Below are 14,586 nucleotides of genomic sequence, written 5' to 3'. Positions count from 1 at the left end.
CGCGAAATGAGGACTCCGGGGCGACCGGTTGCGGGGTGACGGAACGGGCCGGCGTGCTTATCTCTGTGCCATGTACAAACCAAAAGCCGGTCTTCCGACGCGCGAGCAGATCCTCGACTTCATCGCCACGTCCGACGTGCCCGCGGGCAAACGCGAGATCGCCAAGGGCTTCGGGCTCAGCGCGCAGGACAAGATCGGGCTCAAAGCGCTGTTGAAGGACATGGCCGACGAAGGCCTGATCGACAGCGCGCCCGGTCGGGCCTTTCACAAGATGGGCGGCATCCCGAAGGTGACGGTGCTGCGGATCGCCGATGTCGATGACGGCGGCAACGTCTGGGCGGTCCCGGAGCGCTGGGAGGCGGAGGGCGTGCCGCCGCCGCGTCTACGCGTGCGCGAACGGAAACGCGGGGCACTGGGCGTTGGCGAGCGGATCCTCGCGCGCACCGAGGAGGCCGGGAATGGCTGGATAGCGCATCCGATGAAGGTGCTCGCGCCGGCGTCCGAGCAGGTCCTGGGCGTGTTGCGCGAAGAGGCCGGGCGGCTCTGGCTGACGGGCGTCGACAAGCGCGAGCGGCGTGAGTTCGCGGTCGCGGACGCAGGCGGCGCGGCGCCGGGCGATCTGGTGTTGGCGGAACTCGCGGGCAAGCCGCCGAAGATTGCCGCACGTGTGGTGTCGAAGCTCGGCGATCCGTTTGCGGCGCGGAGTTTCTCGCTGATCGCGATCCACAAGCTCGGCATTCCGGACGTCTTCTCGCAGGAGGCGCTCGACGAGGCGGAGCGGGTGTCGAAGCTGCCGTTGGGTGAGGGGCGTGAGGATCTGCGCGACCTGCCGATCGTCGCGATCGATCCTGAGGATGCGCGCGATCACGACGATGCGGTGTGGGCGGAGGCGGATGACGATCCCTCCAACGCCGGCGGCTGGAAGGCGATCGTCGCGATCGCCGATGTCAGCTTTTACGTGCGGCCGAAGTCCGAGGTCGACCGCGAGGCGCGGCGGCGCGGGAACTCGGTGTATTTCCCCGACCGCGTCGTGCCGATGCTGCCCGAGATCCTGTCGGCGGAGGTGTGTTCGCTGAAGGAAGGTGCCGACCGTGCCGCGCTCGCGTGCCATTTGCGGATCGGCAAGGATGGCTCGCTCAAGTCGTGGCGCTTTACGCGCGCGGTGGTGCGGATCGCGGCGAACCTGGCGTATGAGGAGGCGCAGGCGATCATCGACGGCGCATCGTCGGTGGTGGACGACCGCGGCGATATGCTGAGCGTATTGCAGCCGCTCTGGGCCTGCTGGCATGCGCTGGCCAAGGCGCGGGATGCGCGGGCGCCGCTCGATCTCGATTTGCCGGAGCGTCGCGTGGTGCTCGACGAGCAGGGACGGATCATGTCGGTGTCGCCGCGCGAACGGCTCGATGCGCACCGGCTGATCGAGGATTACATGATCGCCGCCAATGTCGCCGCCGCCAAGGCGCTGGAGGCGAAGAAGGCGCCGGTCATGTACCGCATCCACGAGCCGCCGAGCCGCGAGAAACTGGCGGCGCTCAAGGAGTATCTGGAGACGTTCGACGTGCCGTTCGCGCTCGGGCAGGTCGTGCGGCCGGCGACGTTTAACCATATCATCGAGCGGATCGGCGACGCGGATTTCCGGCCGCAGGTGATGGAGCAGATCCTCCGCACCCAGACCCAGGCCTATTACGCGCCCGGCAATCACGGGCATTTCGGCCTCAGTCTCGGCAGCTACGCGCATTTCACCTCGCCGATCCGGCGCTATGCCGATCTGATCGTCCACCGCTCGCTGGTCTCTGCCTATGGGCTGGGCGAGGGCGGACTGCCGGCGGACGATGCGGCCAACATGGAGTCGGTCGGCGAGATCATCAGCCGGCTGGAGCGCCGCGCGATGGAGGCGGAGCGCGATACCACCGATCGCTATGTCGCGGCGTTCCTGTCGGAGCGCGTCGGCCAGGTGATGGACGTGCGGATCACCGGCGTGACCAATTTCGGCTTCTTCGCGACGGTCGAGGGGATCGGTGGCGACGGCCTGATGCCGGTGCGTGATCTCGGCGGCGAATATTTCCGCTTCGACGAGGGCGCGCGGACGCTGACCGGCGAGCATAGCGGCGATGTCTTCGCGCAGGGGCAGACACTGGAGCTGCGGCTGGCAGAGGCGAACCCGGTGTCGGGTGCCCTCCGCTTCGAGATGCCCGAGGGAAAGGGGGCCGCACAGCCCCCACGGGGCGGACGCAAACCGGTGCGCGAGATCAAGCGGCGTGGTCGCCCGGCGAACATCCGCCACCAAGGCAAGCGACGTTAGGATTTGCGCAAACCCTCCGCGTTATGCGAGATCGGCGCGGGGGGAGAGTATGCGGGGACTTATACTAGGCCGATCGCGTCGACGGATCGTCAAGGATTTCGTTGCGGCACGGGCCACGTCGGCTGATCGTGCGATCCCCTATGTCGCGAACGACGCGCGGATATTTCGCCAACTTCGAGTCTATGGCGCGATCGTCGACGACGGGGTCGGGCGTTACCATCTCGACGCCCGCAAACTTGGCGCATTTCGCGCTTCGGTACGACTTCGAGCCGCAGCGATCGTCGGCGTATCGGGCGTCGCTGCAAGCGTTGCGGCGGCGGCGACGGTCTTCGCGCTTGCCGAATAAGCTCTTGCCGGTAAATCCGAGCCCATCCGGCATGCCGATGGCGTTGCGTCCGCATCGGATCCGCGGCGTCATCCCGGCGCTGTTTCTGGCGCGACACGCGATCGGACCTGACGATGCGATCGCGTTCCAACCTCGTGATGCTCGGGAGCAGGCGGCGTTCGATCGGCTGCGCGCCAACGGCATCGTCCGCGAAACCGCACCAGGCCGCTTTTATTTCGATCTCGACGCGCATTATGCTGCGATCGAGCGACGCCGACGTCTCGCCGTACCGATCGCCATCATCGTGTCGGTGCTGATCGCCTGGATCGCCACGCGGTTCTTCCGCGGTTGATCACCCGACCGTGAAAGTAAGCCCCGCCTTCGCCACCAGCCGATCGCGCAACTTCGCCCCCATCAGCGCACCCGGTGTCCAGATCCCGCCATCGCCCTCCACGTCCTGAACGAGGCACAACGCCGCCTCGGCGATCATCTTGCTGGTCGAGCCATAGCCGGGATCGCGGTCGCCTGTGACGACCGCGTCGATCCGTTCGCCGCCTGGCATGATGCCGGCGAACAACAGGTCGTAATGCCCGGCGTCGCGCTCTTCCTTCGATGGTCCTTCACCTGGCTTCGGCCCCTTGTCGCCCGAGAATGGATTGAACTTCGCGATCGCCTCCGCCGCGACCTTGCCGATATCGCCCAGCCCCGCGACCATCATTTCGTCATAGACGAAGTCCGCGCCATAGGCCTCGCCGAGCAGGAAATTGGTGCGGTGGACGTTCTTGGTGTTGATAGGCGCCATCACGAACGGCGCGACCCAGGCCGAGAGGGTCGTGTCGTATTCGGGGAGCAGCCCGGTCGGCTGGTGCGGTCCGCTAAAGCCAGGCGTCAGTGCGAACGGGCTGGTCAGCAGCTTGACGATGCCGGGACCGCGCGCGGCGGCCGCGAGCGTCGCCTTGAGGCTGGCCGCGGTGCCGCCCGAGAACGTCCCCTGCATTTTGCGCACGCGGCCTTTTACGCGGGGGGCGGGGATGCCGTATTTGGCCTTTGCCGCATCCTGCAATGTCAGCACGCCGAGATCGAACGGGATCGAGTCGAACCCGCAGGAGAACACGATCCGCGCACCGGTCCGCGTGGCTTCGCCTTCATGTGCGTCGATCATGTGGCGCATCCATGCGGGCTCGCCGCACAGGTCGACATAACCGGTGCCGGTCGCGGCGCAGGCGGCGACGAGATTGGAGCCGTACAGCTGGTACGGTCCGACCGTCGAGATGACCACGGTGGCGCGTTCGGCCATCGCGCGGAGGCTGGCGGGATCGTCGGAGTCGGCAGCGATCAGCGCCGTCTCGGCAGGCGCTCCGATCAGGTCGCGGACCTCCTGCAGCTTCGTGAGCGAGCGCCCCGCCATCGCCCATCTAACGCCGGTCGGGTAGGTCTGGACGAGATACTCCGCCACGAGCCGGCCGGTGAACCCGGTCGCGCCGTAGATGACGATGTCGAAGTCGCGCATATCCATCTCCTGTCTGGTGGCAGTTTTGCGCGCGTGCGGGCGCCGTCGCAAGCGAAACGCCATCGCGACATGCGGCTCGCCAGGAGCGCGCCGATCTGCGAGGATCGCCCGATGGCATCCGATCGCAAGACCGTCGCGTTCATCGTCGACCAGCTCGCCGCGGCGGGGGAGGTCTCGGCAAAGCCGATGTTCGGCGAATACGGCGTTTATTGCGATGGCAGGATGGTGGCGCTGATCTGCGACGACCAACTGTTCGTGAAGCCGACTCCGGGTGGCCGCGCGTTCGCGGGGGCGATCGACGAAGCGCCGCCCTATCCCGGCGCTAAACCGTGCCTGCTGGTCGACGCCGATCGCTGGGACGATGCGGAGTGGCTGGCCGAACTCGTGCGTATCTCGACCGCGGAATTGCCGATGCCGAAACCGAAAAAGCCCAAGCCCAAGAAAGTCTAGGCTGCCTCGTTGAACTGCAGGCTGGCGAGCCGCGCGTAGAGCCCGCTGTTGGTCATCAGCGACGCGTGCGAGCCTTCCTCGACGATCTGACCATCGCTCATCACGATGATCCGTTCCGCTGCGCGCACCGTGGCGAGGCGGTGCGCGATGACGAGCGTGGTGCGGTTCGTCATCAGCCGCTCGAGCGCCTCCTGCACGAGCCGCTCGCTTTCGGCATCGAGCGCGCTTGTGGCCTCGTCGAGCAGCAGGATCGGCGCATCGCGGATGAGCGCGCGGGCGATCGTGACGCGCTGGCGCTGGCCACCCGACAGCCGCGCGCCGCCTTCGCCGAGGAACGTGTCGAGGCCTTCGGGGAGCTTGCGCAGGAATTCGGCGGCGTTGGCGGCTTCGGCGGCGGCCCAGAGCTGTTCGTCGGTTGCGGACCAGTCGCCGTAGCGGAGATTGTCGCGGGCCGAGGCCCCGAAGATGATCGTCTCCTGTGGGACCATCGCGATGCGGGCGCGGACTTCAGCCGGGTCGGCGTCGCGCAGGTCGATGCCGTCTAGCGTCACGCGCCCGGCGTCGGGGTCGTAGAAGCGCTGGACCAGCTGGAAGAGGGTCGTCTTGCCCGCGCCCGAGGGGCCGACGACGGCGACCGTCTCGCCCGGCTTCACGTCGAGCGAGAAGCCGTTGAGCGCGGCGACGTCGCGCCGCGTCGGGTAGTGGAACTGCACCCCCTCGAACGCGAGCGCGCCGCGCGGCGGCTGGGGCAGGGCGACCGGGTTGGTGGGCGCGGCGATCTCGGGCTTTTCGCGTAGGAGTTCGGACAGGCGCCCGGCCGCACCGGCGCCGCGCAACAGGTCGCCATATACTTCGGTGAGTGCGCCGAACGCGCCCGCGACGATCCCTCCGGTCAGCACGAACGCAGCGATGGCACCGCCGCTGATGCGGCCCGCCCCGACGTCGATTGCGCCTTCCCACAGGACCAATGTGATCGACCCGAAGACGAGGCCGATGACGATCGCGGTCATCACCGCACGCAGCATGATCCGCGCGCGCGCTGCAGCAAACGTCGCGGCAACCGCGTCTCCAAACCGGATCGCCTCGCGGTCTTCCTGCCCGAACGCCTGCACCACCTTCATCGCGCCAAGCGTCTCGGTGGCGATCGAGCCGACGTCGGCGACGCGGTCCTGCGAGGTGCGCGAATAGTTGCGCACGCGTTTGCCGAGCAGCGCGATCGGCAGGATGATCAGCGGGATGCCGATCATCAGCATGCCCGCGAGCTTCGGCGAGATCGCGAACAGGTAGATCAGCCCGCCGATGCCGGTGAAGGTGTTGCGCAGCGCGATCGACACCGTGCTGCCGACGACCTGTTCGATCAGCGCCGTATCCGAGGTCAGGCGCGAGGCGATTTCGGACGGGCGGTTCTCCTCGAAGAAGCGCGGTGTCAGGCGGAGGAGATGGCGTTGCACGTTGGTGCGGATATCCGCGACGACGCGCTCTCCTAGCCACGACACGTAATAGAAGCGCACAGCGGTCGCGAGCGCGAGCACCACGACGATCATCAGCAAATAGTGGAACGAGTTGGCGACCGATCCGCCCGCACCGGGGCCGAAGCCGCGGTCGATGACGCGCTTGAATCCGTACGGAATGCCGATCGTCGCCGCCGAGGTCATCATCAGCGCGAGCCCCGCGAACGCGATCTGGCGAGGGTATTGGGAGGCGTGACGCCACACCATCGCGAGATCGCCGATCCGGCGGGACGTCTTCTCTTCGGGTATCGGCTTGGCCATGCGCGGTGCCTAGCAGTGGCGGGGGTGGCGCTCAACGAGAACCGGGCGTCGCCGAGAGCGGTGATCCAGTCGCGCGGGACGGAGCGGCCGTCGATCGCGCGTTGCACTGCGGCAAAATTGCGTTACCACCGTGCAAAGCCCGATGAGGCGAGAGGATACCGCATGCTCTACGATGCCTATGAATTCCAGCGTTCGATGATGGCCGGCGCCAGCAAGATGGCGAGCTTCGGCGCGGATATGCTCAACAATCCGGCAAACCCGTTCGCCTATTTGGGCGGCGGTACGGTAGTCGCCTCGGCGCTCGAAGTGTTCGCACACGCGAATGCAACGCGGGGCAAGCCGGCGTTCGGGCTCGATACGACGACGATCGACGGTCGTGAGGTCGCGGTGCGTGAGGAGATCGTGCTGCGGAAGGACTTCGGGCAGCTGAAGCGCTTCGTGCGCGAGGGCGTCGAGGGCGGTCCGAAGCTGCTGATCGTCGCGCCGATGTCCGGCCATTACGCGACCTTGCTGCGCGGGACGGTCGAGCGGATGCTGCCGTTCGCGGACGTCGACATCACCGACTGGCGTGATGCGCGCAGCGTGCCGGTGTCGGCGGGGCGGTTCGATCTCGATGATTACATCGATTATCTGATCGAATATCTGGAGACGATCGGCGCGAATGAGGGGCAGGGGGGCACGCACATGCTGGCCGTCTGCCAACCCTCGGTGCCGTGTTATGCGGCCGTCGCGCTGATGAGCGCGGACAAGAACCCGTGCCGTCCGAAAACGCTGACGATGATGGGTGGTCCCGTCGATACGCGCGAGGCACCGACCGCGGTCAACACGCTGGCGACCGAGCGGCCGCATGCGTGGTTCGAGCAGAACGTCATCGCGACCGTGCCGGGCAATTATCCGGGTGCGGGGCGGAAGGTATATCCTGGCTTCCTGCAACTCGCCGGATTCATGTCGATGAATCTGGGCAACCACATGGTCTCGCACTGGGAAATGTATAAGCATCTCGTCCAGGGCGACGGCGAGAGCGCGTCGCAGAGTCAGGATTTCTACGAGGAATACCGCTCGGTCTGCGACATGACCGCGGAATTCTATCTCCAGACGATCGATGTGGTATTCCAGAACCATGCGCTGCCGCGGGGGATCATGACGCATCGCGGCCGGCTGGTCGATCCGGCGGCGATCACCGACATTGGGTTGCTCGCGGTCGAGGGTGAGCGCGATGATATTTCGGGGTTGGGGCAGACCAAGGCGGCACTGACGCTGGCGACTGCGCTACCCGACGATAAGAAGCGCTATTTGATGGCGGAAGGGGCCGGTCATTACGGCATCTTCAACGGCACGTGCTGGCGGGAGAAGATCGCACCGGTAGTGGAAGAGTTCATCACCGCGAACGGGTAAGAAAAATGGGCAGCCAATACGGGCTGCCCATAATTAGCTTAGGCGATCGAGTTAACCACCGCGTGGCTGCTCGACTCGTCTGAGCGGATCGTGCCGCCGAACAGCATCTTCAGGCGGCCGCCGATCGAGATGTCGGTTTCCCACAGCTCGGCGCTGTCGATGTCGAAGCGCAACAGCGTCAGGTTGGGGTCTTCCTTGCCGCCCGGAAACCATGCCTCGACCTGGTTGTTCCAGAGCTTGTCGATCTGCATGCGGTCGTTCGACGTCGAGACGTCGCCGGCCATGCACGCGAAGAAATCATGGCCCTTGCCGACGAACTGCGCCATCGCCGCGCCGCCCTTGGCGATACGGTTGTCGCGGCCGGCGAAGAAGAACAGCGTGTTGGGCTGATCGTCGTCGATCTGCGCGGTCATCGGCTCGGAATGCTGACCGTCGTTGAGGCCGATCATCACGAACGGGCTGGCCTTCAGCTTCTCGATGAACTTCGCTGCGACTTCCTGCGGGGTATCCTTGTCGGCCATCGTCATTCTCCTATTGGCTTGGATTGCCACTGAGAACGGGCGGGGCGGAGGTTGGTTGCGCGGGGGCGGCCGGATCGGCGTATGCAATCCAGCTTGGTGAAAGCGCATGCGACGCGTCATGGTGGCGGCGGCAGCAGTTCTGCTGTCGACCAGAAAGGATCGAGAATGTCTCTCACCGATCTGTGTCTGATACTAGGCGTGCTCTTCGCCTTTGCGACCTTGGTCGTGAAGATCATCGAAGTGGCACGTCGAGGATAAGCACACGGGCGGGGTTTGGCCTGCAAGCCAAGCCCCAAACGTATTAGAGCCCCGACCGCTGCAACGGTCGAGGCTCCCAGAAAGGCGAGAATGTCCTTCGCCGAACTCTAAATATCCCTTTGCCGGATACCTTGCAAGGTCACAGCACTTCGAACAACCCGGCAGCGCCCATGCCGCCGCCGACGCACATCGTGACCACGACATACTTTGCGCCGCGACGCTTGCCTTCGATCAGCGCGTGGCCGGTCGCGCGGGCGCCGGTCATGCCGTAGGGGTGGCCGATCGAGATCGCGCCGCCGCTGACGTTTAGCAGCTCGTCGGGAATGCCGAGGTTGTCGCGGCAGTACAGGACCTGCACCGCGAACGCCTCGTTCAGCTCCCACAGGCCGATATCGTCCATCTTTAGGCCGAAGCGCTTGAGCAGCTTGGGGATTGCTACCACCGGGCCGATGCCCATCTCATCGGGCTCGGTGCCGCCGACTGCCATGCCGACATAGCGGCCGAGCGGCTGTAGACCGCGCTGCGACGCGATCTTCTCTTCCATCAGTACCGACGACGACGAGCCGTCCGATAGCTGCGATGCGTTGCCCGCGGTGATCGTGAAGTCGGGACCCATGACTGGCTTGAGCGACTGGAGCCCTTCCAGTGTGGTGTCGGCGCGGTTGCCCTCGTCCTTGGTGATCGTCACGTCCTTGTACGTGACTTCCTTCGTCTCCTTGTTGACGATGGCCATGTTGGCATCGACGGGCACGATCTCGGCGTCGAAATAGCCGGCGGCCTGCGCGGCGGCGGTGCGCTGCTGCGACTGGAGCGCGTAGGCGTCCATCGCGTCGCGACTGATGCCGTAGCGCTTGGCGACGACCTCGGCCGTCTGCAGCATCGGCATGTAGACGTCCTTGTGCATCGCGATCAGCTGGGGATCGGGCGCGACGCGCATCTGCGGAGTCTGGACGAGGCTGATGCTCTCGACGCCGCCGCCGATCGTGATGTCCATGTTGTCGGTGATGATCTGCTTGGCGGCGGTGGCGATTGCCATGAGGCCGGACGCGCACTGGCGGTCGACCGACATGCCCGAGACGGTGACGGGGAGGCCGGCGCGGAGCAGCGAGGTGCGGGCGATGTTGCCGGCCTGGTGGCCCTGCTGGAGGGCGCAGCCGAAGACTACATCGTCAACTTCGGCGCCGTCGATGCCGGCACGCTCGACCGCGGCCTTGATCGAATGCGCGGCCAGCGTGGGGGCGGGGGTGTTGTTGAAGCCGCCGCGATAGGCGCGGCCGATGGGGGTGCGGGCGGTGGAGACGATGACGGCTGAGCGCATGGTTTTATCCTTATCTGCTGCCTTCCCGCTTGCGGGAGGGGTTGGGGGAGCGGGTGGCCAAAGCAGCCGGCGCAATCGCGGCTATCTCGGACCCTCCCCTGACCCCTCCCGCAAGCGGGAGGGGAATTAGTTTAGACGAAGACCTGACTGATCCATTCGGCGATCAGGGCGGGCTTTTCCTGGCCTTCGATTTCGACCGAGAAGGCGTTGGTCTGCTGCCATTGGCCGGGTCGCTTTTCGTCGAACGAGAGCAACTTGAAGCGACCGCGTACCTTCGAGCCTGAGCGGACGGGCGTCAGGAAACGGACCGAGTTGCCGCCGTAATTGACGCCCATCTTCGCACCTTCGATCGCTGGCGCATCGGGGACCTTCGACGACAGCAGCGGCATCAGCGACAGCGTCAAGAAACCATGCGCGATCGTGCCGCCGAACGGGGTCTGCGCCGCGCGTGCGGGATCGATGTGGATGAACTGGTGGTCGCCCGTCGCATCGGCGAACTTGTCGATCATGGCCTGCGTGACCTCGACCCAGTCGGAGACCGTCTCGGTGCCGATGCGGGCCTGCATTTCGGCAGTGGTGATCGTGGCCACGGCATTTCCCTCATGGTTGGCGCTGAACGCTGGTGCGTCTCTAGGCATGTCGGTAAGGCTCCTGCAAGCCTCGACCAACCTAAAAGAGGAAAAACTCGTATTCGCTCAGGCGGAAGCGCGAACCCGATGTTCTAAACTTCGTCGCGGGCCGCTTTGCGTTCGGGATAGGGCATGACCACCGATCCATCGGGCGCCGCCATCATGTTCACCTGCGTCGGGAAGGCGATCTCGATCTTCTCATCGTTGAACCGCTTCAGGATTGCGATGCCGACCGCCGTCCGACCGTCGTAAAAGCTCGCATAATCGGGCCCCTTGCTGTCGAACTGGACCTCGAAATCAAGGCTCGACGCGCCGAAGCCGGTGAAGCCGGCGCGGGTGAAGATCTTGTCGTTGGCCTCGACAATCTCTTTCAGCATCGCGGGAATGCGCGAGCAGACTTCGGGGGGCGTCGAATAGGTGACGCCGATGACGAACTTCGCGCGGCGGTGGTTGCGCTGCGTGTTGTTGAGGATCTCCTTGTTGAGGAGGTTCTTGTTCGAGATCACGCGCTCCTCGCCGTCGATGCCGCGGATGCGCGTCGATTTGAGGCCGATCGCCTCGACGCTGCCCGAGGCGGTGTCGTAGCTGATCGAATCGCCGCGGCGGAACGGGCGGTCGAAGATGATCGCGAGCGCGGCGAACAGGTCGGCGAAGATGCCTTGTGCCGCCAGGCCGATCGCGATGCCGCCCACGCCGAGACCTGCGACGAGGCCGGTGACGTTCACCCCGAGATTGTCGAGCACGACGACCAGCGCGACCGCGAACACCACGAAGGTGACGAGCAGGCGGATCAGGCCCATCGCGGAAAGCAGCGCCTCGCCCGAATAATGTTCGGATTGCGTGCGGTGCTCGATCGCGCCGAGGATGATCTCGCGGACCCAGACGGCCGCCTGGAACACCGCGGCGACGGTAAACAGGAAGTTGATCGTCGTCGCGACTTCGCCGGGGGCGGCGGAGTATCCCGCGACCAGCTTGGCGGCGAGCATGACGATAAAGAAATTGCCGGTGCGTGCGATCGCCTTGCCGACGACGATGCCCCAGCCGTTGAGCGCGCGCGGGCGTTCGCAGAGTTTGCTGCCGAAGCGGCGCGCGGTGTGGAGTGCGACGACGATCACCGCGCCGATCCCGAACGCGATCAGGATCTGGAGCCAATAGGCCTGGACCCAGGCGAAGCTGGCGGTGACGAAGCCCTGCGCCTGGTCGCCGACGTCGCCCGCGTCGAAGATCGGTTGCTTGGCGGCGGCAATGGTATTGGTCATGGAAATACTCGTCAGGCCGCTTTGGCCAGTGTCGCAACAGCGGGCGTCCCGGCTTGGAGGAAGGTAATCAGGCCACATTCCTCGCGGCTCAGGTAGCGCTTGGCGCGGGGGAGGCGGAGCGCCTTGCGGAAGGTCGACTGACCGGTCTTCACCAGCGCGATGAGCGACGGGTGGACGTAGCTCTTCCGGGCGATCGCGTGGGTGTTGCCGAGCCGCGCTACGACCGGTTCAAGCATCGTCTTGAGGCTGAGGTCGCGCTCGGCGGATGCCAGCGCCTCGAACGCGGCAACGCTGGCGGCCCAGGTCCGAAAATTCTTGGCGGTGAAATCGGTGCCGGTGACGTCGCGGATGTAGCAGTTGACGTCGGTCGAGGTGACCGGATGCGCGACGCCGGCATCGTCGAGCCATGCGAACAGATGCTGCTCGTCGAGGTCCTGGCATTTCTTGACGAAGCTGCTGAGCGATCGGTCGGTGATCCTGAGCGTCCGCATCTTGCCCGACTTGCCCTTGTACTGGAGCTTCAGCGTCGAGCCCTTCACCTCGCCGTGGCGCTTGCGCAGCGTCGTGGCGCCGAAGCTTTCGTTCGCTTCGGCATAGGCTTCGTTGCCGATGCGGATGTGGCCGCCGTCGAGCAGGCGGATGACCGCGGCGACCGCGCGTTCGCGGGTCAGCGAGCGTTTGCGAAGGTCTGCCTCGACCGCCTTGCGGATCTTGGGGAGGGCGTGGCCGAAATCGGCGCAGCGTTCGTACTTGGCGGCCTCCTGCGCTTCGCGGAAGCCGAGATGATAGCGGTATTGTTTGCGCCCTTTCTCGTCCCAGCCGACCGCCTGGATATGGCCGTTGGGCTTGGGGCAGAACCAGGCGTCGCGGTAGGCGGGGGGCAAGCCGACCGCGTTCAGCCGGTCGATCTCGTCGCGGTCGGTGATGCGTTCGCCCTTGGCATCCCAATAGCCCCAGCCGTTCCGCATCTTCTTGCGGGTAATGCCGGGCTTGGAGTCGTCGGAATACACGATCTTGATGGGCAATGCGGTGGTCCCTTGGGGGCGTCTGATTCTGACTATCTCTGCAAATGTTCGGGAAGGCGCATCGTTCCGGAACGAGGCGGGCTGCGCTTGGTTGAGGGGGCACGGGATTTCACTGGAGACATGACATGGCCGATCTTTCCCAAGCTCGCGTATTGATGCTCGCTGCCGATGGTTTCGAGACTGTCGAACTGTTCGAACCGCGCAAAGCGCTGGAGGCGGCGGGCGCGAAAGTGACGCTCGCCTCGATCAAGACCGACCCGATTCAGGGCATGAAGGGCGACATCAACAAGGCCGAGACGGCGACGCCCGACCTGACGCTCGACGAGGTCGATACCGACGACTACGACGCGCTGGTGCTGCCAGGCGGCGTCGCCAACCCGGACACGATGCGTCAGGAAGAGCGCGCGATCGAGATCATCACCGAGTTCATGGAGGACGGCAAGATCATCGCCGCGATCTGCCATGCCCCGTGGCTGCTCGCCGAGGCGGACGTGATCGACGGACGCCGCGTGACGAGCTTCCCGTCGATCCGGACGGACCTGGAGAATGCGGGCGCGGACGTGGTGGACGAAGAGGTCGTCGTCGACGGCAATTTGATCACGAGCCGCAAGCCGGACGATATCCCCGCGTTCAACAAGGCGATCATCGACGCGCTTGAGGAAGAGCTGGCCGACGAGCCGGTCGACTGATCCGAAAAGTCTGCGCGCGCCTCCTTGTTATCCCGCAAAGGCGGGAGCCCAGACTGGGTCCCCGCCTTCGCGGGGAAACAAGGGGGTCGGTCTAGCGGGCGTTGAGCCAGCGTTGCGCTGGGCGTTCTATCAGGTGGTAGAGGGCGATCGAGGCCAGCAGTACCAGGCTGAGGTACAGCGCGATCAATATCGGCGGGACGGCCGCCGCGTTGCTGACGAACAGCAGCTTGAACACCACCCACAGCATGAAATGGCCGAGATACGTGGCATAGCTGATCTCGCCAAGATAGTGGATCGCCCGGCTGGAGAGCGGATTGTGATTTGCCGCGGTTGTGAGCGCCAATACGAGTAGCAGGCAAGCGAACGCAGCCGGGACCATCAGTGTTTCGGGTGCCCCAGTCGCCCAAGCCGCGAGAAGCGCGATGCCTGCGGTCGACGCAGCGATAACGATCGGCCCTTTCCTAACATCCCGCCACCGCAGCCAGAGCGCGCTCACGATCGTACCGGTCGCGAACTCGGTCAGGCATCGCAGCAATCCGTAGCGCGGGATATCGGTACCGAGCGTCGGGGCGGCCGTCGTGAGGTAGAGCAGCACGAGGATCGCCAGTGCGATGACCAGCAAGACCGGGCTGGCTAGCCGCCGCCAGTCGACCTTCGCAATCAGCAGCGGAAACAGCAGATAGGCGCCGAGTTCGGCGCTGATCGACCAACTCGGATCGTTCCAGGCCAGGCGGTCCGTGAATCCCCAGTTCTGCAAGAGCAGTATGTCGAGCGGGAGTCGTGCGAAGGGATAATCGACCGGGTCGGCGCGGCCGGTCGCGACGAACACCAGCGCTAGCGCCACCGCACCCGCCAGCACAACGATGTGCAGCGGCCAGATCCGCGCGATCCGCTTGCGCAGGAACGGGCCGATCCCGGCGACGCCCTGCACACGCAGGCGTTCATGCCAGGTCAGCCAGATCACGAAACCGGACAACAAGAAGAAGAAGTCGACCGCGAGATAGCCCTTGGCGATGATGACGAGCGCCGCCTGCGGAAGCCCGGCGATCGACAGCCTGATGTGGTAGAGGACGACCAGCCACGCGGCGAGACCGCGCGCGCCGGTCAGCGCCCGAAGCTCGGTCTTCACGCGC

General features: G+C 65.4%; 14 protein-coding genes. 6 read left to right on the top strand and 8 right to left on the bottom strand.

What is annotated here, in order from left to right; all coding sequences use genetic code 11:
* The first annotated feature begins 70 nt into the window (after positions 1-70).
* From rnr to C8J44_RS08550, 3 genes are read left to right on the top strand one after another with little or no spacing between them, the layout of a single operon-like run.
* Complete coding sequence (rnr, locus tag C8J44_RS08560) at positions 71-2,302, top strand: ribonuclease R (protein WP_121904180.1); 2,232 nt, start codon at positions 71-73, stop codon at positions 2,300-2,302.
* A 49-nt stretch (positions 2,303-2,351) separates the two neighbouring features.
* Positions 2,352-2,648, top strand: coding sequence for a hypothetical protein (locus C8J44_RS18210; protein ID WP_147453161.1), 297 nt, complete (start codon positions 2,352-2,354; stop codon positions 2,646-2,648).
* 31 nt (positions 2,649-2,679) lie between these two features.
* Positions 2,680-2,979, top strand: a complete 300-nt coding sequence (locus tag C8J44_RS08550) for a hypothetical protein (RefSeq protein ID WP_121904178.1) — start codon at positions 2,680-2,682, stop codon at positions 2,977-2,979.
* Here C8J44_RS08550 and C8J44_RS08545 read toward each other — a convergent pair whose 3' ends face one another.
* On the bottom strand, positions 2,980-4,137 hold the full coding sequence (locus C8J44_RS08545; protein ID WP_121904654.1) for a trans-acting enoyl reductase family protein: 1,158 nt from the start codon (positions 4,135-4,137) through the stop codon (positions 2,980-2,982).
* Positions 4,138-4,248: 111 nt separating this feature from the next.
* On the opposite strand from C8J44_RS08545, the gene C8J44_RS08540 reads away from it, so the two are divergent.
* A complete protein-coding gene (locus C8J44_RS08540; RefSeq protein WP_121904653.1) occupies positions 4,249-4,587 on the top strand; it encodes a TfoX/Sxy family protein in 339 nt (112 codons plus the stop codon).
* On the opposite strand, the gene C8J44_RS08535 is transcribed toward C8J44_RS08540, so the two are convergent.
* Positions 4,584-6,359 (bottom strand): ABC transporter transmembrane domain-containing protein, encoded by a 1,776-nt coding sequence (locus C8J44_RS08535; protein ID WP_121904177.1) that lies wholly within the window; start codon positions 6,357-6,359, stop codon positions 4,584-4,586. The two genes, C8J44_RS08540 and C8J44_RS08535, sit on opposite strands and share 4 nt — an antisense overlap.
* A gap of 162 nt (positions 6,360-6,521) precedes the next feature.
* Here C8J44_RS08535 and C8J44_RS08530 point away from each other — a divergent pair, with 162 nt between their 5' ends.
* Positions 6,522-7,754: a polyhydroxyalkanoate depolymerase gene (locus tag C8J44_RS08530; RefSeq protein ID WP_121904176.1), complete on the top strand. Its 1,233-nt coding sequence runs from the start codon at positions 6,522-6,524 to the stop codon at positions 7,752-7,754.
* A 38-nt stretch (positions 7,755-7,792) separates the two neighbouring features.
* Here C8J44_RS08530 and C8J44_RS08525 read toward each other — a convergent pair whose 3' ends face one another.
* From C8J44_RS08525 to C8J44_RS08505, 5 genes are all read right to left on the bottom strand, one after another.
* Positions 7,793-8,275, bottom strand: a complete 483-nt coding sequence (locus tag C8J44_RS08525; RefSeq protein WP_121904652.1) for a pyridoxamine 5'-phosphate oxidase family protein — start codon at positions 8,273-8,275, stop codon at positions 7,793-7,795.
* A gap of 397 nt (positions 8,276-8,672) precedes the next feature.
* The gene (locus C8J44_RS08520; RefSeq protein WP_121904175.1) at positions 8,673-9,851 is read right to left on the bottom strand and encodes an acetyl-CoA C-acyltransferase; all 1,179 of its coding nucleotides are present in this window, start codon (positions 9,849-9,851) and stop codon (positions 8,673-8,675) included.
* 131 nt (positions 9,852-9,982) lie between these two features.
* A complete protein-coding gene (locus C8J44_RS08515) occupies positions 9,983-10,417 on the bottom strand; it encodes a MaoC family dehydratase (protein ID WP_183128769.1) in 435 nt (144 codons plus the stop codon).
* Positions 10,418-10,572: 155 nt separating this feature from the next.
* On the bottom strand, positions 10,573-11,739 hold the full coding sequence (locus C8J44_RS08510; protein WP_121904173.1) for a mechanosensitive ion channel family protein: 1,167 nt from the start codon (positions 11,737-11,739) through the stop codon (positions 10,573-10,575).
* A gap of 11 nt (positions 11,740-11,750) precedes the next feature.
* Entirely contained in the window at positions 11,751-12,707 is a 957-nt protein-coding gene (locus C8J44_RS08505) for a DNA topoisomerase IB (RefSeq protein ID WP_121904651.1), read from the bottom strand.
* A 182-nt stretch (positions 12,708-12,889) separates the two neighbouring features.
* Here C8J44_RS08505 and C8J44_RS08500 point away from each other — a divergent pair, with 182 nt between their 5' ends.
* Entirely contained in the window at positions 12,890-13,453 is a 564-nt protein-coding gene (locus tag C8J44_RS08500; protein ID WP_056065353.1) for a type 1 glutamine amidotransferase domain-containing protein, read from the top strand.
* Positions 13,454-13,544: 91 nt separating this feature from the next.
* Here the strand turns inward: C8J44_RS08500 and C8J44_RS08495 are convergent, their stop codons facing one another.
* Complete coding sequence (locus C8J44_RS08495; protein WP_310886162.1) at positions 13,545-14,582, bottom strand: acyltransferase; 1,038 nt, start codon at positions 14,580-14,582, stop codon at positions 13,545-13,547.
* Between the last annotated feature and the right edge of the window lie 4 nt (positions 14,583-14,586).

This window comes from Sphingomonas sp. PP-CE-3A-406 (assembly GCF_003688625.1).
Lineage (GTDB): Bacteria > Pseudomonadota > Alphaproteobacteria > Sphingomonadales > Sphingomonadaceae > Sphingomonas.
The sequence above is the reverse complement of the archived record's forward strand: the minus strand, read 5'-3'. Positions and strand labels throughout refer to the sequence as shown.

Excerpts from the sequence above, each read along its gene's own strand:
- C8J44_RS08520 (WP_121904175.1), bottom strand. The coding sequence starts at position 9,851 with ATGCGCTCAGCCGTCATCGTCTCCACCGCCCGCACCCCCATCGGCCGC.
- C8J44_RS08545 (WP_121904654.1), bottom strand. The coding sequence starts at position 4,137 with ATGCGCGACTTCGACATCGTCATCTACGGCGCGACCGGGTTCACCGGC.
- C8J44_RS08540 (WP_121904653.1), top strand. The coding sequence starts at position 4,249 with ATGGCATCCGATCGCAAGACCGTCGCGTTCATCGTCGACCAGCTCGCC.
- rnr (WP_121904180.1), top strand. The coding sequence starts at position 71 with ATGTACAAACCAAAAGCCGGTCTTCCGACGCGCGAGCAGATCCTCGAC.
- C8J44_RS08510 (WP_121904173.1), bottom strand. The coding sequence starts at position 11,739 with ATGACCAATACCATTGCCGCCGCCAAGCAACCGATCTTCGACGCGGGC.
- C8J44_RS08550 (WP_121904178.1), top strand. The coding sequence starts at position 2,680 with ATGCCGATGGCGTTGCGTCCGCATCGGATCCGCGGCGTCATCCCGGCG.
- C8J44_RS18210 (WP_147453161.1), top strand. The coding sequence starts at position 2,352 with ATGCGGGGACTTATACTAGGCCGATCGCGTCGACGGATCGTCAAGGAT.
- C8J44_RS08530 (WP_121904176.1), top strand. The coding sequence starts at position 6,522 with ATGCTCTACGATGCCTATGAATTCCAGCGTTCGATGATGGCCGGCGCC.
- C8J44_RS08535 (WP_121904177.1), bottom strand. The coding sequence starts at position 6,359 with ATGGCCAAGCCGATACCCGAAGAGAAGACGTCCCGCCGGATCGGCGAT.
- C8J44_RS08515 (WP_183128769.1), bottom strand. The coding sequence starts at position 10,417 with ATGCAGGCCCGCATCGGCACCGAGACGGTCTCCGACTGGGTCGAGGTC.
- C8J44_RS08525 (WP_121904652.1), bottom strand. The coding sequence starts at position 8,275 with ATGGCCGACAAGGATACCCCGCAGGAAGTCGCAGCGAAGTTCATCGAG.
- C8J44_RS08505 (WP_121904651.1), bottom strand. The coding sequence starts at position 12,707 with ATGCGGAACGGCTGGGGCTATTGGGATGCCAAGGGCGAACGCATCACC.
- C8J44_RS08500 (WP_056065353.1), top strand. The coding sequence starts at position 12,890 with ATGGCCGATCTTTCCCAAGCTCGCGTATTGATGCTCGCTGCCGATGGT.